Source organism: Microbacterium sp. CR_7 (genome assembly GCF_041954755.1).
Taxonomy (GTDB): Bacteria; Actinomycetota; Actinomycetes; order Actinomycetales; family Microbacteriaceae; genus Microbacterium.
Map to the genome: position 1 here is coordinate 314,759 of NZ_JAVAYF010000002.1, position 18,177 is coordinate 332,935.

Here is an 18,177-nt window from a genome sequence, read left to right on the forward strand (position 1 = left end):
TCTCTCGGGTCAGACGTCACGCTGGGGGGCGTTCGGGCTCTCATCGTTCGGGGCGATGAAAGTAACGATCGGATAAACCCTAGCCCGAGGAGGCTGGGAATGCCATGAATCGCTCACGTTTCCTTTCCGATGATGTCACAGATCCGGTCATGAACCGCAGTTCCACCGGAGATGAGCATGGGTCTCGGCGTGGCGACGTCGATGCGCGACACTCGACCCCCGGCCTCGGCGACGAGCAGCGCGCCCGCCGCGAAGTCCCAGGGCTTGAGACCGCGCTCGAAGTACCCGTCGAGGCGTCCGGCCGCGACGTACGAGAGGTCGAGCGCCGCCGAGCCCGACCGGCGCAGGTCGCGCGCCATCGTCATCACGCTGCGGGTCGTCGCGAGGTCGCCGTCGTGCGTGGCCTGGTCGTAACCGAATCCGGTGCCGAGCAGCGCTCCCGCGGGAGTCGACTCGTTGACCGAGAGTCGCTGGTCGCCGAGCCGGGCGCCGTGACCGCGCGCGGCGGTGAAGAGCTCGCCCGCGGCTGGCGAGTAGACCGCGCCGGCGAGCGCCTCCCACGAGTCCGGGTCGGCGCTTCCCTGCACGGCGGCGATGCTCACCGCGTACATCGGGCTGCCGTAGGCGTAGTTCACGGTGCCGTCGATGGGGTCGACCACCCAGGTGATCCCCGTCTCCCCCGACGTGGGGTCCGACTCTTCCCCGAGAAAGCCGTCGCCGGGCCGTGCCTCGCGGAGTCGATCACGGATGAGGGCTTCGACCTCGCGGTCGGCCTCGGTGACGATGTCGGCGATCGACGACTTGGTCGCGGCGAGATGGACACCCTCCGCTCGGCGTCGCCGTGCCAGCTCGCCGGCCTCTTTCGCGATCTCCGATGCGAGGTCGCGCAGTTCGGTCTCGGTGCTCACTGCGGCGGCATCGGCGGAGCGGGCGGGTATGCACCGGGCGCGTCGGGAGCCGGGGGCGCCGGCGGCACGCCAGGAGCCTGACCGGCCGGTGCGGGCGGAGCAGGAGCAGGCGGCGGAGGCGTAGGCGAGTGCGTCGGCGCGCCGGCCTCGGGAGCGGGCGGGAAGCTCGCGACCGGGAAGGGCTGCGGAGCCGCGACCGCGAGCGGAGCCTGCTGCGGCATCTGCGCCTGCGGCATCACCGACGGGTGACCCGTGTAGTAGGCGTTCCAGTCCGGCGAGCCGTCGGGCAGTACAGGCAGCGGCGTCGAACCGTCGGCGTACGTGGGCCACGCCGGAGCGGACGTGAGCGGCTGCGGCGAGCGCGCCTTCTTCGGCGCGAACAGCGCATTGAGCAGCGGGATCAGCGTGGTGCCGACCGCCGCGAGGATCGTCAGCGCGACCACGATGCGCCAGTACAGCTCGCCGTAGTCGAACGTGTGCGGGAAGGTGAGGAAGAACACCAGCATCCCGACGAGTCCGGCGAGGAACACCAGCGTCACGATGTAGATGATGCGCGTGAAGGTCGTGCGGTGGCGCTGGGCCGCCGGAGTGAAGAGTCGCACGTGCAGCAGGGCCAACTGGAGGATGCCGACCACGAGCAGCAGCTGGAAGAACCGCTCAGCGCCGGTGAAGTACGCGTCGTCCTCGGGGAGCCAGATCTTGACCGCCCCGACGAGCAGCGCGATGATCCACGTCACCATGCTCGCCAACGCCAGCCAGTCCGGTCGGTTCGGGGCGAGGCTCGCCTCGAGGATCGCGATGCCCGCGAACCCGGCGAGCAGGAGGATCGTGAGGAACGCGCGACCGATGAGTCCGTCCTGGTCTCCGATCAGCACCCAGATGACGCACACGAGCGCTGCGGCGATCAGAGCGCCGATCGCGATCCAGATCGCTCCCCGGATGAGGAGGGACAGGTTCTTCTTGTCGGCCAGCGGCTGCGGCGGCTGGGCGATCTCCGGCTGGGACATCGCGTTCCTCTCGTTGTGCGGCGTTGCGATCATCCTTGCACGTGCCCCGTCCGATTCGCGGCGTCGGGGCAGGGTCCCGACGGAATCGCTCGGAATGCCGATCGGTGCAGAAGAGGTCAGCGTGCGGAGCGCGACGATGCGGCGGCAAAGGCGGCGATGCGCGCCTGCGCATCGGGCGTGGCCATCGCCGCACCGATCGAGCGGGCTTCCTCGCTGAGTTGCTCGGCGAAGGTGCGCTCCGGCTGCGACCGGACGAGACGCTTCGCCTGCCCGTACGCCTCCGCCGCCCCGGCGAGCCAGAAGCGCGCGATCTCCTCGGCGCGGGAGCGGACCAGCTCAGCCTCGCCCGCCGCATCCTCTCCCCGCACCTCTTCGGCGGCGAGCCCCCAGTCGACGGCTTCTTCAGCCGTGAGAAGCCGATCCTGCAGCACGAGCTGCAGGGCTCGGCGCTGACCGACGGCCCGCGCGAGCTGCGCCGACACGGACAGGTCGGGGGTCAGCCCGATGTTCGCGTACAGGCTGCCGAGGCGAGACCGCGATCCGACCACGGCGTAATCGCTGCTGAGCAGGATGCCGAGGCCGCCCCCCGCCGTCGTGCCGTGCGCCGCGACCACCACGGGCACCGCGGATTCGGTGAGCGAGCGGATGCCGCTGTTGATGACCTCGGCGAGCGCCGTGATGTCGGTGCCGGCGCCCGTGGTGGTCGCCATCTCGATGACGTCGCCGCCCGCGCAGAACGACGGCCCTGCCGCGTCGATGAGGATCGCCCTGACGTCGTCGCGTGCGACGGCATCTGCCGTGGCGTCGCGCCAGGCGTGCGCCAGCTCGGCGTTGAAGGCGTTCAGCCGCTCCGGGCGGTTCAGAGTGAGCCGGGCGAGCCCCTCGTCGACGGTGGACAGGATGACATCGCTCATGGCTTCTCCTTCGAGCACAGGACGTATGCCCCCAGGCTAACCGCGATCAGGAATCGGCCCATACGCGGGACGTGAACGCCTCCATGCGGCGACGCGTGCCGTCGAGGCGGAAGTCCACCTGACCGGCGGCGCGGATCTCGTTCGGCGCGAGCGGGTGCGCGAGTCGCACGTTGTCGTGGCACGAGAGGTCGGCGCAGATGTACGTGCCGACGGAGTCGCCTCGAGCGCCGGCTTCACCCGTGCGCCGTGCGGAGAACAGGGCGACCTGGTTGCCCGGCTGCATCGTGTGGCAGATGTTGCACATGCCGGAGCGTGCGCGGCCTGGCTCGGAGACGCGCAGCACGATGCCGGAGACGGCGCCGTCGTGCTGCACGAGCACGTATCCGCGGCGCCCCGCGCCAGGATCCCGCCACGCGAAGAAGTCGAGGTAATCCCAGTCGATCAGCAGGAAATCGTGCGGCATCTCCATGACGCGCAGTTCATCGGGATCGGCGTTGACGAAGGACGCACGGACGTCTGCCTCGGTGAGCGCTCGCATCCGCCCAGTCTAGGCAGACCACCGGGTGGCGGCTCCGCGCACGCGATCGAGCTCCGCCTGGCGGAGAAGGCGCAGCAGCGCCCTGGGCGGGTGCGGCCGCACGAGGAGAGACGGGCGCTCGATCGCCGCGACTCCCGCGACCGTCGCCCGCACGGACCGCCCCTCACGACGCGCGAGATTCATCGTGCACAGCGCCTCCACGTCAGCGCGCAGGCGAGCCGTGCCGAACGGCCGCCGCGCCCTCCTCGTCTCGAGCAGCGCCCGCTCCCTCAGCGGCTCTGCGGCTTCGAGTTCGGCCTCCACGATCAGCGCGAGCAGCAGCCGCAGGCGCGGGGCGAGGTCGGCGCCGCGGCGGTCGCCGCGGACGAGCTCCTCGTCGATGCTGAGGTCGAGCAGGGCGCGCCGCTGCAGGCGCGTCTCGCCCGAGGGCCAGTCGGCCGGACGTTCGTCGAGCTGCGGATGCATGATCGCGGTCATACCTATGAGACGCCGTTCACGGTGATTCATTACGCCGGTGCGCGGAGAAGACGCGGGGAAGCGAGCAGAGGATGCCGCGGCATCCGCCCGATCAGTGCGCCGCGCGATCAGCGCGCCGCGCGCTGCATCGCCTGATCCGCCTCCGACACGATGTCGCGCATGGCGGCGGCCGCTGCCTCCGCATCGCCGCTCGCGACCGCGAAGGCGACGTCGCGGTGCCACTGCACGGCGTTCTGATCGGCGACGTGCGGCATGAGGTCATGCTCGGTGCGGCCTCGGAGCACCGCCTCGACCGTGCCGCCGAGCGCTGCGAGCATCGCATTGCCCGACGCCTCGAGCAGCAGGCGATGGAATCGGACGTCCGCCGCGAGGTAGCGCTCGCGATCGGCCTCGTGATCCTCCTGCGCCATCTCCACGACCAGCGAGACGAGGTCGACCTTCTGCGCCGCGGTCGCCCCGCCTGCGGCGAGCCGCGCGGCCAGGGGCTCGATAGCGGAGCGGAGCTGGCTGAGCTCGCGCAGCTGTTCATCGCGGCCCGGTCCGTCGAGTCGCCAGGCGATGACCTCGGGAGCGTAGACGTTCCAGTCCGCGCGCGGCCGCACCTCGACCCCTGACTTGCGGCGCACCCAGACCAGCCCGAACGACTCGAGCACGCGCACCGCCTCGCGCGCGGCCGACCGCGACACCCCGCGCCGCTCGGCGATCTCGACGGTCAGCATCCGCGAACCGGGGGCGTGAACGCCGTCGACGATGGCTCGACCGAGCTCATCGACGAGGGAATCGTGCAGCGGGCTGCCGTTGCGCGGAGCAGTCATGGATCGAGTATGCCCCGACGGACCGCGTCACACAGCACATCAGAACCTCAAGAGGCAAATCATGACCACAATGATCGTCAATCGTGCTTATTATGTACGACGTAAAGCCGTTCGCCCGGATCAAGGAAGCTCATGGCACCCACCCCGTACCTCAGCACGCTCGCGGCCGCCGTCTCCGACGCCGCTCCGACCGACCGCCCGGCAGGTCAGCTCATCGCCGCCGCCGTCCTCGGGATCGCGGTCATCGTGATCCTCATCACGTGGGTGAAGCTGCACCCGTTCCTCTCCCTCACCATCGGCGCCCTCGCCACCGGTGCGATCGCCGGCATGGGCATCGGCGCCTCGGTGACGAGCTTCTCCGCCGGCTTCGGCTCGACCATGGGCGGCGTCGGCATCCTCATCGCCCTCGGCGCGATCTACGGCAAGCTGCTCGCCGACTCCGGCGGGGCCGACCGCATCGTCGACACTCTGGTGTCCCGCGCGAGCGCCCGATCGCTCCCCTGGGTCATGGGCCTGATCGGCGCCGTGATCGGTCTGCCCATGTTCTTCGAGGTCGGGCTGGTGCTGCTGGTGCCCGTCATCATCCTCGTCGCCCGCCGCTCGGGCCAGTCACTCATGCGCATCGCGATCCCGACCCTCGCCGGCCTCTCCGCCATGCACGGTCTGGTGCCGCCGCACCCCGGCCCCCTCGCCGCCATCGACGCTCTCGGCGCGAACCTCGGCCTGACCCTCGCCTTCGGCGTGATCGTCGCGATCCCCGCCGTGATCATCTCCGGTCCGCTGTTCGCGCGCTTCGCCGCCCGCTGGGTCGACGTGCCCGTCCCCGAGCTGTTCGTCTCGGCGGAGGACTCCGGTGACGAGCCGAAGCGCCGCCCGTCGTTCGGCGCCACGCTCATCAGCATCCTGCTGCCGGTGTTCCTCATGCTCGCCAAGGCGATCGCTGACATCACCGCCGCCGGGTCCGACGCGCCCTGGAAGGTCGCCCTCGACTTCCTCGGCACCCCCGTCATCGCGCTGCTGATCGCGGTGATCGCCGGCTTCTTCATCCTCGGCCGCGGCGCGGGGTTCACCCGCGACAGGGTCAACGACATCGTCGGCTCGTCGCTCGGGCCGATCGCCGGCATCCTGCTCATCGTGGGCGCCGGCGGTGGGTTCAAGCAGGTGCTGGTCGACACCGGCATCGGCGAGGTCATCGCCCAGTTCGTCTCCGGCTCCTCGGTGTCGGTGCTGGTGCTCGCGTGGCTCGTCGCCGTCGTGATCCGCATCGCGACCGGTTCGGCCACGGTCGCGACGATCACCGCGGCCGGCATCCTGCAACCGCTCACCGAGACGCTCGACTCGCCCATGGTGGCGCTGCTCGTGCTCGCGATCGGGTCGGGCTCCGTGTTCCTCTCGCACGTGAACGACGCCGGGTTCTGGCTCATCAAGGAGTACTTCGGCCTCAGCATCCCGCAGACCCTGAAGTCGTGGACCGTACTCGAATGCCTCATCTCGGTGACCGGACTCGCGGGCACCCTGCTGCTGAGCATGGTGGTCTGACCATGATGGCTGCACAGGCTCCCGTTCTCGTGCTCATGGGCGTCGCCGGCACCGGCAAGTCCACGGTCGCCGCGATGCTCGCCGGACGGCTCGGCTGGACGTTCGAAGAGGGCGACGACCTGCATCCCGAGGCGAACGTGAAGAAGATGGCCTCGGGCGATCCGCTCACCGACGACGACCGCTGGCCGTGGCTCGACCGCATCGCGGAGTGGATCGACGACCGCATCGCCGCCGGGGAGCCGGGCATCATCACGTGCTCGGCGCTCAAGCGGAGCTATCGCGACGTGCTCCGTCGCGACGCCGTGACCTTCGTGCACTTCGTCGGCGACCGGGAGCTGATCCTGGAGCGGATGCTGCGCCGCCAAGGCCACTTCATGCCGACGACGCTGCTCGACTCGCAGTTCGCGACGCTCGAACCGCTGGACGCCGACGAGAAGGCCATCGAGGTCGCTATCGATCAGACCCCGCAGCAGCAGACCGCCGAGATCGCGACCCGACTGCGGTTGCTCGCGGACTACTGACCGAGCGGGACTCGCTCAGCGATAGAGCAGGTCGGATGCCACGGCATCCGACCACTCGGGCACGGCGAGCGCGTCCGGCGCGTCCCACTCCCCCGCGACGATCTGCGCGAACGCGTTCTTGAGACCGAACAGCTTCTCGAGCGGCGACCAGTCGGACTCCCCCGGCATCGGCACGAGCGAGCGCTCTTCCAGGGCACCCGGATGGAGTTCGGCGAGCAGCGACAGCAGTCGCACGCCGGTGCGCACCGGGCGCAGCGCATCGGGGTCGGTCACGTGCAGGATGACGCCCTCGCACGCCTCACCGGCGTGATCTCGCACGAGCGGCGTAAAGCCGTACGGCACCGCCGCGAGGCCGGGCAGATCAGCCGCTGTGATCGCCTTCGCGTACGCCTCGCCGTCGATGAACGGCGCCGCGATCACGCGGAACGGGACGGCGGTGCTGCGCCCCTCCGAGACGTTGACCCCCTCGGCGAGGCAGGTCCCCGGGTAGAGAAGAGCGGTCGCCGCCGAAGGCAGGTTCGGCGACGGGGGCATCCAGGTGAGCTCCTGCCGACCGAGCGCCGAGCGCGCGCGGTTCCATCCTGCGGCCTCGACGACGTGCAGCTCGACGTCGATCCCCCGCGTGCGCACCCAGTGCCGGGCGAGCTCGCCGATCGTCAGCCCGTGGCGGATCGGCATCGCCCATCGGCCGACGAGCGATCGGGCATTCTCGTCGAGCATGGGCCCTTCGGCCTGATCCAGTCGGCCCCCGATCGGGTTGGGCCGGTCTAGCACGACGACGGCGACCCCTGCGTCGGCGCACGCCTCGAGCACGTGGCTGAGCGTCCAGATGTACGTGTAGAACCGCGCACCGACATCGGGGAGATCCACGAGCAGCACGTCGATGCGCCCGAGATCATCGGCCGACGGACGCACCTGGTCACCGTAGAGGCTGCGCACCGGCACGCCGGTGACGGGGTCGATGTCGTCGCCGACCAGCTCCCCCTCCCTCGCCCGACCGCTGAGGCCGTGCTCGGGGCCGAAGAGCAGATCGAGCGTCCACCCGGCCTCGGCCAGGGACTCGCGCCCCCGCCGGAGGTCGCTCGTCAGCGCGAGGTCGTTCGTCAGCATCCCGAGCCGCTGTCCGGTCAGGCGGGTGGTGAGTTCTGCGGGGAGGTCGCGGGCGATGATGCGGTCGATGCCGAGGAGCATGATCAGTCGATTCTGTGGTCGGTGACGGCGTGGAACGTGCGCTGCAGATTGTCGGAGATCGTGTCGTACTCGGCCTGCGCGATGCGCGTGAAGAGGAAGTCGAGCACCGCGAGCTGCGCGATGCGGCTCGCCATCGCCCCGGAGCGGAAGGTCGACTCCGACACGGCCGTGATCAGCACGAGGTCGCATACCTGCGCGAGCGGCGAGCGCGGGTTGTTCGTGATCGCGATGGTGGCGGCACCTGCTTTCGCGGCGGTCTGCGCGGACTGCACGATCTCGAGCGTTCGGCCGGAGTGCGAGATCGCGATCGCGACATCGCGGCCGTCGAGGAGGGCCGCGCCGGTCAGGGCGAGGTGCAGATCGGTGCGGGCCTGGGCCCAGAACCCGGCCCGGTGCAGCTTCTGCTCGAGGTCGAGGGCGGCCAGGCCGCTGGATGCCGTGCCGTAGATGTCGATGCGGCGCGCACCGCGGAGTGCGGCGACACAGCGTTCGAGTTCGTCGATGTCGAGCTGGCGGGCGGTGCGCTCGATGGCGGCCGCCTCGGAGAAGGCGATCTTCCGCACCGTGGTGATGGCGTCGTCGTCACGGTCGACGTCTCCGCCGGAGACCTGGAATCGCTCGCGCTCGGAGTCGCTGCGGCTGAGTTCCGCGGCGAGCGCCATGCGCATCTCCGGGTAGCCGGCGAACCCGATGCTGTTCGTGAAGCGCGCGACGCTCGCGACCGACGCCTTGCAGGAGCCGGCCAGCTGCGTGATCGACGCGTCGACGACGACCTGCGGTTGGGCGAGCACATACTCGGCGACTCGACGCTCGGTGGGTGTGAGCGTCGACAGACGCTGGTGGATCGCGGTCACGACGCTGTTGGACACGTGAACATGATGACAGAGGGCCGGCGATTTTTGGTAAAGATTTTCAGGAATCTCTTGCATTTCTGAAAGTAATTCCCCAGAGTGTCTAGTGCGCGCCACACTCCCCCGAGGCCGCAGCACGACAGAGCAGTCGCACGGCCCCCGCACCAGCACCTCGGCGCGGAGACAGTCGCCTCTCCGTCGCACAGCAGAGCAAGCCGCCCCATCGGCTCTCACCACCGAGAGGAATCCCATGCGACACCCATCGACACGTATCGCGCTCACCGCCGGCATCCTCGTCACCGGCCTCGCCGTGGCCGGCTGTGCTCCCGCGGCCTCCAGCGGCGAAGGCGAAGGCGGTGAGAACGTCACCCTCAAGGTCTGGTCGTGGCAGGCGTCGTCCTCCCCCAAGTGGGAGGCGGTCTTCGACAAGTACGAGGAGTCGCACCCCGGTGTGACCGTCGAGTTCGAAGGCTTCCAGCCGACGGAGTACAACCAGATCCTCGCCACCGGACTCGAGGGCAGCGACGGACCCGACATCGCCATGCTCCGCGCCTACGGCGGCATTCAGTCGGCGATCCAGTCCGAGCAGCTGGTGCCGATCGACGACATCGTCGACGGGCTGGACCAGTTCGACCCCACCGTGCTCCGCGCGGCGCAGGGCAAGGACGACGGTGCGACCTACGGCGTCCCGTTCGCGTATCAGACCATGCAGATGTTCTACAACAAGACCATGTTCGACGAGATGGGTCTCGAGCAGCCGAAGGACTGGGACGAGTTCATCGAGCTGCAGGAGACCCTGCTCGAGGAGGGCGTGACGCCCATGGCCCTCGGCGCCCGCGAGGACTGGGTGCTGCCGATGTTCCATGACATCGTCGGATCGGCCCAGTACGGCGGTTCCGACTTCGAGGAGAAGGTGCTCGCCGGCGACGTCGACTTCACCGACCCCGCCTACGTCGCGTCGCTGCAGACCGTCAAGGACATGCAGAAGTATCTCGACAAGAACGTCAACGCCATCGCGGTGGCGGATGCCGTGCTGCAGTTCACGTCCGGACAGGCGGCCCAGTGGCCGGGCGGCTCGTTCGACCTGCCGACCTTCCAGAGCTCCGCCCCCGACACCGAGTGGGGCGTGTACGAGGTGCCGCCGGCACCCGGCAGCGCGCTCGACCACGCGGTCACGCCCGGCTACGCCGACGGCAGCTTCGGCATCAACGCCGCCAGCGAGAAGCAGGATGCCGCGGCCGAACTGCTCAACTGGATGACCACGAAGGAGTTCGGCCAGCTCGTCGCCGACGAGGTCGACCAGTTCTCGGCGCTTCCGGGCGTCGAGTACTCCGACCCGCTCATGCAGGAGATGAACGAGCAGTACACCGAGAACCCCGCTCCGTACCTGCTGCTCGTCGACTTCCGCTACGGCGACCCCACGGGCACCGCGGTGCTCGGCCCGGACATCCAGGCGATGTTCCTCGGCGACAAGACGCCCGAGCAGCTCGGCACCGACCTGCAGTCCGGCGTCTCCACCTGGTTCACCCCCGGTTCCTGATCCGCACCATCCGCACCGAGGGGGCGTCGTCCGCGGCGCCCCCTCTCGGAGCGAAAGACTCGACATGGCCCTGACCATCCCCCTCCGGCGCACGACGCCGACCCGCCGCAGCCGCACCGGCATCGCGCTCACCACCCCCACCGCGCTGCTCTTCGTGCTGCCCGCGGCTGCGCTGTTCGCGGTGCTGATCCTGTATCCGATGCTCGCCGCGCTCAGCTACTCCCTGTTCGACTGGCAGGGCACCAGGCAGGGTGGCTTCGCCGGCTTCGGTAACTACATCACCCTGCTCACGACCGAGCCGTACGCGTCCGAGCTGTGGAACGCGTTCGGCCACAACCTGCTGCTGTTCGTCGGAGCCCTGGTCTTCCAGAACTCCCTCGGGCTCGGCATCGCCACCCTGCTGCACCGCCGCAAGCGCACGAAGCGCTTCTTCCAGACCATCTTCGCGCTGCCGTACCTCGTCAGCCCGATGGTGATCGGGTACCTGTGGTCGCTCATGCTGTCGCCGCTGTTCGGTCCGGTGAACGCGATCCTCCGCGGCGTCGGTCTCGAGAGCCTCGCCCTTCCCTGGCTCGGCGACCCGCAGCTGGCGATCTGGGTCATCGTGCTCGTCAGCGCATGGCAGTGGATCGGCTTCCCGATCCTCCTCTACGGGGCCGCGCTCGGCGGCATCCCGGAGGAGATCGAAGAGGCGGCCGCGCTCGACGGCGCGACCGCCGGCAAGCGCTTCCGCTACATCACCCTGCCGATGCTGACCCCGACCATCGGCATCATCACCGTGCTGACGTTCATCGGCAGCATGGAGGCGATGGCGATCCCGTTCGCTCTCGCCGGCTCCAACGGCGCCCCCGCCGGTTCGACCGACGTGATGATGCTGCTCTTCTACCGCACCGCGTTCGAATCCGGGAACCCGAACTCGATCGGCGTCTCCTCCGCTCTCGCGACCGTGCTCTTCCTCTTCATCATGGTGATCTCCGTCGTCATCACCTCGACCATGCGTCGAGCCGAACGAAAGCTGTTCTGATGAGCCTCCTCACCGATCCGCGCACCGAGCCGAGCACCGAGGCCATCGTCTCCCGGCGCCCGGACGCCCGTCGTCGGCGCAGCAGCCGCACCTCCGACACCCCGCTGCTCGGACGCATCTTCGCGAACGTGTTCCTCTGGGGCTACGCGCTCGTCGCGATCGGGCCGCTGCTGCTCATGGTCAACAACTCGCTGCGCACCCAGCAGCAGATCGCGACCGAGCCGCTGGGCCTCCCCCTGCAGCCGACCTTCACGAGCTTCCAGAACGCGTGGATCACGGCATCCTTCGACACGTACTTCATCAACTCGATCACCGTGACGGTCGGATCGGTGATCGTCACGACGGTGGTGTCGGTGCTCGCCGCGTACGCGTTCGCCCGCGCTCGCGCGAAGTTCTTCCGCGGCATCGAGGCGGTGTTCCTGTCGGGACTCATGCTGCCGGTGCACCTCGCGATCCTGCCGCTGTTCTACCTGCTCGACTCGCTGCGCATGACGAGCAACGTGTTCAGCCTGATCCTCGTGTACGGCGCCCTCGGCATCCCGTTCACGACGTTCGTGCTGACGGTGTTCTTCCGTGCGCTGCCGATCGAGCTCGAGGAGGCCGCGCGCATCGACGGCGCCGGTCCCTTCCGCACGTTCCTGCAGATCCTCCTGCCGCTCGTGCGTCCGGCGCTCGCCACGGTGATCGTGTTCCGGTTCGTGCCGGTGTGGAACGACTTCTTCTACCCGCTGATCCTGCTGCGTGATCGCGGGTCGTACACGCTGCCGGTGGGTCTCACCCGCTTCTTCGGCGAGTACTCGACCGACTGGCCGCAGCTCTTCGCGGGCCTGACGATCGCGACGATCCCGCTCGTGGTGTTGTTCCTGCTGGCGACGAAGCAGATCATCAACGGCCTGACTTCCGGCATGAGCAAGTGACGCAGCGGTGGTGAACGCAGCGCCCGGATCGGCGTGGGCCTCGCTCACCTCGGCCGGCGGCATCGAGGAGGTCGTGGTCGCCGGGACCCCCGCGCACGACGACCCCACTCGTCTGACCGACGAGCACCTGTTCGACCTCGCCTCGGTGACGAAGATCTTCACGACCGTCACGGCCCTGCGACTGGTCGACGACGGATCGCTCGATCTCGACGCGCCGGTCGCGGCCGTGCTGCCGGTGAGTTCGGGGCGTGACGCCGAGACGATCACGCTGCGCCACCTGCTCACGCACACCTCGGGGCTCCCCGCCGAGGGGCGGCTCTGGCGCACCGGCCTGCGCGGCGAGCAGCTGCGCGAGGCGGTGCTCGGTTCGGCACTGCTGACCCGCCCCGGCGAGACCCACCGGTACTCGGACGTCGGGTTCATCGCGATCGGCGAGCTGCTGGAACGAGTCTCCGGCCGCCGGCTCGACGAGCTCGTCGGCAAGACAGCCGCGCTGATCGGCGCGGAATCGCTGACCTGGAACCCTGACGCCGATCGTGCGGTGGCGACCGAGGTGCAACCCCACCGGGGCCTCGTGCGCGGAGAGGTGCACGACGAGCTCGCGGCCGCGCTCGAACGTCCCGCCGGCCACGCCGGACTCTTCGGAACAGTGCACGACGTGGCAGCGCTGGCCCGCGTCGTGCGCGACGAGGGACTCGGCGCGGGGGGACGCGTCCTGTCCCCCGAATCCGCACGGCTGTTGAGAGAACCCGTCGTGCAGGCGGAGGGATTCGAGCAGGCGGTCGGCCTGCGGGTCCGCGATGCACTGTGGATGGGGGCGGCGGATGCCGTCGGCCACACCGGCTTCACCGGCACCGCCTTCGCGATCTCCCCTCGCACGGGCGACTACGGAGTCCTCCTGCTCAACCGCGTGCACCCCACGCGGGAGGATGCCGACGCGAGCGCCGCGCGTCGTTCGTTCTTCGCGTTCCTGGCGGGTTGACGAACGAGAAGGGCGGGAACCGTCATCCGGTCCCCGCCCTTCGCCGTTCGCGGAGCGCTCAGTTCTTGAAGGCGTCCTTGACGTTCTCGCCGGCCTTCTTGGCGTCGGCCTTGACCTGGTCGGCCTTGCCCTCGGCCTCGAGCTTGTCGTTGTCGGTCAGCTTGCCGACGGTCTCCTTCGCCTTGCCGGCGATGTCCTGAGCGGCGTTCTTGATCTTGTCGTCGAGTCCCATGATGCTTCCCTTCGTGGTGGTGGATCCTGACGGCGAGATGGTCTCTCGCCGTCTTATCGTCGGCCTGTGAGCATCCGACGATAAGTCTGTGAATGCGTGTCGCCGCTTGGGTCAGGACAGGCGGCGCTGATCGTGGGCGAGCCTCGCGCGGAGTCCGGTGTGGATCGACACGTAGGTGGCCGTCTCGCGCCCGGTGAGGGTGGCGAGGTTGGTCAGCAGCCGGTCGAGGTGGTCGACGAGGTCGCGGGGGTCGGTGTTCTGCCGCGGCGTGACCGCGACGTGCAGCACCGGCTCGTGATGGATGTCGTTCGCCGTGACGCTCGTCGACAGGATCTCGTCGCGGTTCGCGAGGGAGTTCTTGACGGCATCCGACACGAACGACTCTGTGACGGTCACGCGTCCCAGCGGGTTCTGCGACCCCGAGGAGCGCAGAGCCGTCTTCGAGCGGTGACCGGCCACGCTGGTGAGCGCCAGGATCAGCAGCACGATGACGACGACGATGGCGGCGACGGCGCCGATCGCGACCCAGGAGACGCTACCCCCGGCGATGGTCGTCGCGGCGATCGCCTGATCCAGCCAAGACTCGGAGCTCTTGCCGGCCTCGCTCCAGATCTCGCTCGCGGTGGGCCAGCTCATGATCGTGATGCCCACGGCGCCGAGCGCCAGGAACAGGAGACCGATGATGAACAGCAGGGTGCGGTTCAGGGCGCGATTCGTGTTGTTCACAGCTCGTCATCCTCCTGGGTCGGGCGTTCGATGCGCACGCGGGTGCGGACGCTGCGGGTGAGACGGTAGGTCTCGATCTCCGCCTCGGCGGCCGACTGCACGGCGGCCTTGTCGACGGGGATGCCGACGCCTGGCCGCAGGGTGACGTCGACGCTGCGGTGTCCGACGCCGACGGTGACGTCACCGCGGGCGAGCCCGGTCTCCTCGGCGAGGTGCTGGGCGAGAGCGCTCGCGATCACGCCGTTGTCGACGACCACGGCGCGGTCGCCCGCGTCGATGGTGTGGCGGGACAGCCTGCCCGGCGTCACGGCCAGCCAGATGAAGATGAGCCCGATGATCGCGAGCACGACGCTGCCGGCGATGACGATGCCCGCGGGCTGGGCCGTCGGAAGTCCGACGAGCCACCCCGCCGCCGCGGCCGGGCCGAGCAGGAGCGCGGGCTGGGCCAGGAGGCTCAGCACGATCTCGAGACCGATGTAGGCCAGGGCGAGGATGAGGAGGATGACCGCGACGAACATCGCGACGGTGCGCGGTGAGTGGGTCTCGCGTCGTACGACGCGACGCAGTGCCGGGCTGGTCATCGCACTCGTCTCCTTTCGGGGATGGTCGCTCCGGTGATGGTCAGCGCGATCCGGCTGACCTCGCGCCCGAGGATGCCCGTGAGGCGGTGCTGCAGCTGCTCCTGCAGCTCTCTGGCGCGGTCGAGGACGGGGCTGGTCCGGGAGATCGCGACGGTGTCGTCGAGATCGGGGACGGGAAGCGGGCTGGAGATGCGGAGGGCGATCCCCGTGCCTCGCTCGATGACGTCGGCCTTCACGTCACTGCGGGAGACGCCGATCAGCGACGCGGAGGCCTGCTCCACGACGGTGCGATAGACGCGTTCCCGCACGTTGACGCGGCCGGGAAGGGCCTCCCCGCCGGTGGCGGGCCCCGAAGGGTCGCCACCGGCGATGACGTTCTGGTCGACGCGCATCAGGAGGTTCGCCGCCCCGTGAAGACGTCGGCGAGGCTGCGGACGTCGAGTTTGCCGGACACGATGCGCCCCACGAGCGCTCCGATCCCGGCGAGCACGGCCACGAGGAGGAATCCCCAGAAGCCGAACGCCAGAGCGGCGAGCGCGAGGAGGGCACCGATCAAGGCGCCGGTGGACGTGGGGCTCATGAGACGCGCGACTCCTCGTTCTCGGTGCTGTCGTCGCCGGGCACGTGCACGTCATTGACCTCGACGTTGACCTCGACGACCTCGAGACCGACGAGGCGCGTGATCGCACCCGCGACGGCGGCGCGGACGTTGTTCGCGACCTCCTGGATGGGGGCGGGGTACTCGACCACGATGGTGATGTCGGCGGCCGCCTGGGTCTCCCCGACCTCGACCTTCACACCCTGCGCGAGGTCGGTCGCGTTGATGACGTCGCGGATGGCGCCGAACGCGCGGGCTCCGCCGCCACCGAGCGCGTACACGCCGGGGATCTCGCGCGCCGCGATACCGGCGACCTTCGCGACGACGCCGTCGGCGATCGTCGTGCTGCCTGCGGCGTTCACGTCGGCGGGGACTCGCGACGTCGAGAACGACGACGAGCGGTCGACGCGCGGCGCGGGCGTGGCCGCGGCGGTGGTGTCAGCCAGCTCCTTCTCGGCGGGGCTGGTGGAGGTGTTCTTCTGGTCCTGCGTTGCCATGACGAGTCCTATCTGTATCGACGGCCGGCCGATCCCTGAGGGGTGTCGCCGGGAGCGTGTGTGTCGCTCATAGATAGGACGCACGAGGTGCGCGATTCGTCACAAAGAAGTTCGCGAAAGGGCGGAGAAGTTCGGAGAGGAGTTGACGGGGTGCGGGGATCGCCGCGCACCCCGTCAGGACATCACTCTCGGGATGCCGCGGCGCTTCGCGGGCGGGACCTCGTCATGAGCACGGTGCCGCCCGCCACGAGGAGGGCCAGCGCCGTGAGGATCATCGCGACGGGAAACTCGGTGCCGGTGGAGGCGAGGGAACCCGTCTGTGCGGAACCGGCGGCTCCGGGCGCTGCGGCGCCGCGGCTGCCGGTACCGCCGGGAGGCGTGCCGGGATCGGACGGGTCGACCGGGTCGACAGGATCGACAGGATCGACCGGATCGACAGGCTCCGCGGCGACCGCGGCGGGCGCGCTCTCCACCGCTGCGGCGTCGAGCGCGGTGACGACCCAGGTCTCTCCGGCCGCACGAGCCGTGGAGTCGAGTGCCGCGGGTTCGGAGGAAGGAACCGTGTACCCCGCTTCGGCCGCGCCCCCTGCCCAGATCGTGTCGACGAGTGTGCCGCTTCCGGCGACGATCTCCTCGGGCGAGCCCGTGCCGCGGTAGATCGCATACTGGCGCGCTTCTGCAGCATCGCCGGCGCGCCACGTCAACCGGGCGCCGTCGAGGGCCAGGTCGGTCGGGGCAGCGACCGAGCCATCCGACAGCCACGGCTTGGCGGGAACCAGCGTGGGGTGCGCGAACGCCTCGCTGCGGAGCAGGTCGATCGCGGTGTTCTTCGCCTGGTGCTTGGGCTGCTGGTCGGCGGGCAGCGCCGCGATGTCGCTCGGCTTCATGTCGTTGTAGCTGAAGAGCACGCTGCCGTCGATCCCGTCGAGCTTCTGATCGAAGCGGATCTGGTTGGGCACCTCTTCGGGATTCATCCACGCGGCCTCCCACCCGCCGTTGTTCACGTGCTTATAGAGGGCGTGACCGACGTAGATCTGCGTGCGGCTGCCCTCTGCGACGTCGCTCCACCATCGAGCGAGCTCGCCGTACGGGGCGGCGGCCTGGTCGAAGCTCCAGTAGATCTGGGGCGTGAGGTAGTCGACCAGTTCGTCCTGCACCCACGCCCGGGTGTCGGCGAACACCGCGTTGCTGTAGGTCTGCGATGATCCGGTCGGCGTGTTCGAGCCGTCGGGGTTCAGCGCCCTGTGCTCCCAGATGCCGAACGGGCTGATCCCGAGCTGCACGGCCGTGCCGGCATCCGCGTTGTGCGCGTCGATGACGTCGCCGACCTGGGTGATGAGACCGGTGATGTTGTCGCGACGCCACGCCTCGATGCCCTCCGGGCTGTCGGCGTAACCCGCCGTCAGCCCGAACTCCTCGAACGTCGGCCGGTCCTCGCCGGCCGAACCGAAGAACACGTTCACGCCGTCGACCGTGATGCGGTACGGGTAGAAGTAGTCGTCGAAGTGGATCGCGTCGACGTCGTAGTTCTCGACGATCTCGGCGACCGAGTCGGCGACGAACGCGGGCACCTCGGGCTGGCCGGGGTCGAGGAACAGCTTCTCTTCGAACGACAGCACCCAGTCGGGATGCTGAACGGCGAAGTTGTCGTCGGCGAGGATGCCGGCCTCGTTGAGCGCGGCGATGTACTCGGGGACGGTGAGAGCCTTGACCTCGTCGGCGGTGAGGCCGAGCGCGGAGAGGATGGCGGGCGCGGTCATCTTCGTGTTCGTCACCCGGTACGGGTTGAGCCAGGCGTGGAACTCCATGCCGCGCGCGTGGGTCGCGTCGACCATGCGCTGCAGCGGGTCGTAGCCCGGGTCGGCACCCTGGGTGCCGGTGAGGAACTCCGACCACGGGTTGAGGGTCGACGGGTAGTACGCGTCGAGCAGCGGCCTGACCTGGAAGATCACGGCGTTCATGTTCCACGCGGTGAAGTCGTCGAGCACCGCCGCGTACTTCGCGTCGAAGTCGGCGGCGTCGGTCGGCTTGCCGAAGTTGAGGTTTCCGATCGTGCCGACCCACGCGCTCGAGAAACGGCGGTTCTCGGGCTCGAGGCTCGTCGGGATCGTGACCTGCTCCCCTGAACCGGGGTACGTCTCCACGGGCGTCGCGCTGTACCCGTACGTGCCGTCGGCGTTCTTGACGTACGCGGTCAGCGCCTCCTCGTCGACGGCCGCTCCCGCGGCGGCGGCGGGCGCGGTCAGCGCGAGCATTGCCGCTGCAGCGATCGCGATGGGTCTTCTCTTCATCGAGTCCTCCTCGGTCGTCCTGGAAATC

21 protein-coding genes are annotated in these 18,177 nt (G+C 69.3%); 6 read left to right on the forward strand and 15 right to left on the reverse strand.

The features are described 5' to 3' along the window. Window positions 1–113: 113 nt before the first annotated feature. The 6 genes from RAC81_RS04720 to RAC81_RS04745 all read right to left on the reverse strand — a co-directional run bounded on the left by RAC81_RS04720 (window position 114) and on the right by RAC81_RS04745 (window position 4,659). Window positions 114–908, reverse strand: coding sequence for an inositol monophosphatase family protein (locus RAC81_RS04720; protein ID WP_375081247.1), 795 nt, complete (start codon window positions 906–908; stop codon window positions 114–116). Continuing rightward, the gene (locus RAC81_RS04725) at window positions 905–1,915 is read right to left on the reverse strand and encodes a hypothetical protein (protein ID WP_375081248.1); all 1,011 of its coding nucleotides are present in this window, start codon (window positions 1,913–1,915) and stop codon (window positions 905–907) included. Before RAC81_RS04725 ends, RAC81_RS04720 begins: the two co-directional genes overlap by 4 nt. 116 nt (window positions 1,916–2,031) lie before the next feature. Beyond that, a complete protein-coding gene (locus RAC81_RS04730) occupies window positions 2,032–2,829 on the reverse strand; it encodes an enoyl-CoA hydratase/isomerase family protein (protein ID WP_375081249.1) in 798 nt (265 codons plus the stop codon). A gap of 46 nt (window positions 2,830–2,875) precedes the next feature. After that, complete coding sequence (locus RAC81_RS04735; protein WP_375081250.1) at window positions 2,876–3,367, reverse strand: FBP domain-containing protein; 492 nt, start codon at window positions 3,365–3,367, stop codon at window positions 2,876–2,878. A 9-nt stretch (window positions 3,368–3,376) separates the two neighbouring features. Further along, window positions 3,377–3,844 (reverse strand): hypothetical protein, encoded by a 468-nt coding sequence (locus RAC81_RS04740; protein ID WP_375081251.1) that lies wholly within the window; start codon window positions 3,842–3,844, stop codon window positions 3,377–3,379. A gap of 107 nt (window positions 3,845–3,951) precedes the next feature. Further along, window positions 3,952–4,659 carry a FadR/GntR family transcriptional regulator gene (locus RAC81_RS04745; protein ID WP_375081252.1) on the reverse strand — a complete coding sequence of 236 codons (708 nt, stop codon included), beginning with the start codon at window positions 4,657–4,659 and terminating at the stop codon, window positions 3,952–3,954. Window positions 4,660–4,791: 132 nt separating this feature from the next. On the opposite strand from RAC81_RS04745, the gene RAC81_RS04750 reads away from it, so the two are divergent. Both RAC81_RS04750 and RAC81_RS04755 read left to right on the forward strand, forming a co-directional pair. Beyond that, window positions 4,792–6,198 carry a GntP family permease gene (locus RAC81_RS04750; RefSeq protein ID WP_375081253.1) on the forward strand — a complete coding sequence of 469 codons (1,407 nt, stop codon included), beginning with the start codon at window positions 4,792–4,794 and terminating at the stop codon, window positions 6,196–6,198. Between the two features lie 5 nt (window positions 6,199–6,203). After that, a complete protein-coding gene (locus RAC81_RS04755) occupies window positions 6,204–6,719 on the forward strand; it encodes a gluconokinase (RefSeq protein ID WP_375081513.1) in 516 nt (171 codons plus the stop codon). Between the two features lie 15 nt (window positions 6,720–6,734). Here RAC81_RS04755 and RAC81_RS04760 read toward each other — a convergent pair whose 3' ends face one another. Both RAC81_RS04760 and RAC81_RS04765 read right to left on the reverse strand, forming a co-directional pair. Continuing rightward, window positions 6,735–7,910, reverse strand: coding sequence for an exo-beta-N-acetylmuramidase NamZ domain-containing protein (locus RAC81_RS04760; RefSeq protein ID WP_375081254.1), 1,176 nt, complete (start codon window positions 7,908–7,910; stop codon window positions 6,735–6,737). A gap of 2 nt (window positions 7,911–7,912) precedes the next feature. Continuing rightward, entirely contained in the window at window positions 7,913–8,779 is an 867-nt protein-coding gene (locus RAC81_RS04765) for a MurR/RpiR family transcriptional regulator (RefSeq protein ID WP_375081255.1), read from the reverse strand. A 232-nt stretch (window positions 8,780–9,011) separates the two neighbouring features. Here RAC81_RS04765 and RAC81_RS04770 point away from each other — a divergent pair, with 232 nt between their 5' ends. From RAC81_RS04770 to RAC81_RS04785, 4 genes are all read left to right on the forward strand, one after another. Beyond that, window positions 9,012–10,301 (forward strand): ABC transporter substrate-binding protein, encoded by a 1,290-nt coding sequence (locus RAC81_RS04770; RefSeq protein WP_375081256.1) that lies wholly within the window; start codon window positions 9,012–9,014, stop codon window positions 10,299–10,301. A gap of 64 nt (window positions 10,302–10,365) precedes the next feature. Beyond that, entirely contained in the window at window positions 10,366–11,325 is a 960-nt protein-coding gene (locus tag RAC81_RS04775) for a carbohydrate ABC transporter permease (RefSeq protein ID WP_375081257.1), read from the forward strand. Then, complete coding sequence (locus tag RAC81_RS04780) at window positions 11,325–12,242, forward strand: carbohydrate ABC transporter permease (protein ID WP_375081258.1); 918 nt, start codon at window positions 11,325–11,327, stop codon at window positions 12,240–12,242. Before RAC81_RS04775 ends, RAC81_RS04780 begins: the two co-directional genes overlap by 1 nt. 10 nt (window positions 12,243–12,252) lie before the next feature. Beyond that, on the forward strand, window positions 12,253–13,224 hold the full coding sequence (locus RAC81_RS04785) for a serine hydrolase domain-containing protein (protein ID WP_375081259.1): 972 nt from the start codon (window positions 12,253–12,255) through the stop codon (window positions 13,222–13,224). A 58-nt stretch (window positions 13,225–13,282) separates the two neighbouring features. Here the strand turns inward: RAC81_RS04785 and RAC81_RS04790 are convergent, their stop codons facing one another. From RAC81_RS04790 to RAC81_RS04820, 7 genes are all read right to left on the reverse strand, one after another. Continuing rightward, window positions 13,283–13,456 (reverse strand): CsbD family protein, encoded by a 174-nt coding sequence (locus RAC81_RS04790; RefSeq protein ID WP_144876933.1) that lies wholly within the window; start codon window positions 13,454–13,456, stop codon window positions 13,283–13,285. Between the two features lie 111 nt (window positions 13,457–13,567). Continuing rightward, window positions 13,568–14,182 carry a hypothetical protein gene (locus tag RAC81_RS04795; protein ID WP_375081260.1) on the reverse strand — a complete coding sequence of 205 codons (615 nt, stop codon included), beginning with the start codon at window positions 14,180–14,182 and terminating at the stop codon, window positions 13,568–13,570. Next, a complete protein-coding gene (locus tag RAC81_RS04800) occupies window positions 14,179–14,763 on the reverse strand; it encodes a DUF6286 domain-containing protein (RefSeq protein ID WP_375081261.1) in 585 nt (194 codons plus the stop codon). Before RAC81_RS04800 ends, RAC81_RS04795 begins: the two co-directional genes overlap by 4 nt. Beyond that, window positions 14,760–15,155 (reverse strand): hypothetical protein, encoded by a 396-nt coding sequence (locus RAC81_RS04805; protein WP_375081262.1) that lies wholly within the window; start codon window positions 15,153–15,155, stop codon window positions 14,760–14,762. Before RAC81_RS04805 ends, RAC81_RS04800 begins: the two co-directional genes overlap by 4 nt. Then, on the reverse strand, window positions 15,155–15,343 hold the full coding sequence (locus RAC81_RS04810; protein WP_096714348.1) for a DUF2273 domain-containing protein: 189 nt from the start codon (window positions 15,341–15,343) through the stop codon (window positions 15,155–15,157). Before RAC81_RS04810 ends, RAC81_RS04805 begins: the two co-directional genes overlap by 1 nt. Next, complete coding sequence (locus tag RAC81_RS04815) at window positions 15,340–15,858, reverse strand: Asp23/Gls24 family envelope stress response protein (protein ID WP_251586397.1); 519 nt, start codon at window positions 15,856–15,858, stop codon at window positions 15,340–15,342. Before RAC81_RS04815 ends, RAC81_RS04810 begins: the two co-directional genes overlap by 4 nt. Before the next feature lie 182 nt (window positions 15,859–16,040). Further along, entirely contained in the window at window positions 16,041–18,149 is a 2,109-nt protein-coding gene (locus tag RAC81_RS04820; RefSeq protein WP_375081263.1) for a glycoside hydrolase family 10 protein, read from the reverse strand. Window positions 18,150–18,177 lie beyond the last annotated feature (28 nt).

Coding starts and splice junctions, on each gene's coding strand:
- RAC81_RS04725 (WP_375081248.1), bottom strand. CDS start 1,915: ATGTCCCAGCCGGAGATCGCCCAGCCGCCGCAGCCGCTGGCCGACAAG.
- RAC81_RS04730 (WP_375081249.1), bottom strand. CDS start 2,829: ATGAGCGATGTCATCCTGTCCACCGTCGACGAGGGGCTCGCCCGGCTC.
- RAC81_RS04735 (WP_375081250.1), bottom strand. CDS start 3,367: ATGCGAGCGCTCACCGAGGCAGACGTCCGTGCGTCCTTCGTCAACGCC.
- RAC81_RS04740 (WP_375081251.1), bottom strand. CDS start 3,844: ATGACCGCGATCATGCATCCGCAGCTCGACGAACGTCCGGCCGACTGG.
- RAC81_RS04745 (WP_375081252.1), bottom strand. CDS start 4,659: ATGACTGCTCCGCGCAACGGCAGCCCGCTGCACGATTCCCTCGTCGAT.
- RAC81_RS04750 (WP_375081253.1), top strand. CDS start 4,792: ATGGCACCCACCCCGTACCTCAGCACGCTCGCGGCCGCCGTCTCCGAC.
- RAC81_RS04755 (WP_375081513.1), top strand. CDS start 6,204: ATGGCTGCACAGGCTCCCGTTCTCGTGCTCATGGGCGTCGCCGGCACC.
- RAC81_RS04760 (WP_375081254.1), bottom strand. CDS start 7,910: ATGCTCCTCGGCATCGACCGCATCATCGCCCGCGACCTCCCCGCAGAA.
- RAC81_RS04770 (WP_375081256.1), top strand. CDS start 9,012: ATGCGACACCCATCGACACGTATCGCGCTCACCGCCGGCATCCTCGTC.
- RAC81_RS04775 (WP_375081257.1), top strand. CDS start 10,366: ATGGCCCTGACCATCCCCCTCCGGCGCACGACGCCGACCCGCCGCAGC.
- RAC81_RS04780 (WP_375081258.1), top strand. CDS start 11,325: ATGAGCCTCCTCACCGATCCGCGCACCGAGCCGAGCACCGAGGCCATC.
- RAC81_RS04790 (WP_144876933.1), bottom strand. CDS start 13,456: ATGGGACTCGACGACAAGATCAAGAACGCCGCTCAGGACATCGCCGGC.
- RAC81_RS04800 (WP_375081261.1), bottom strand. CDS start 14,763: ATGACCAGCCCGGCACTGCGTCGCGTCGTACGACGCGAGACCCACTCA.
- RAC81_RS04805 (WP_375081262.1), bottom strand. CDS start 15,155: ATGCGCGTCGACCAGAACGTCATCGCCGGTGGCGACCCTTCGGGGCCC.
- RAC81_RS04810 (WP_096714348.1), bottom strand. CDS start 15,343: ATGAGCCCCACGTCCACCGGCGCCTTGATCGGTGCCCTCCTCGCGCTC.
- RAC81_RS04815 (WP_251586397.1), bottom strand. CDS start 15,858: ATGGCAACGCAGGACCAGAAGAACACCTCCACCAGCCCCGCCGAGAAG.
- RAC81_RS04820 (WP_375081263.1), bottom strand. CDS start 18,149: ATGAAGAGAAGACCCATCGCGATCGCTGCAGCGGCAATGCTCGCGCTG.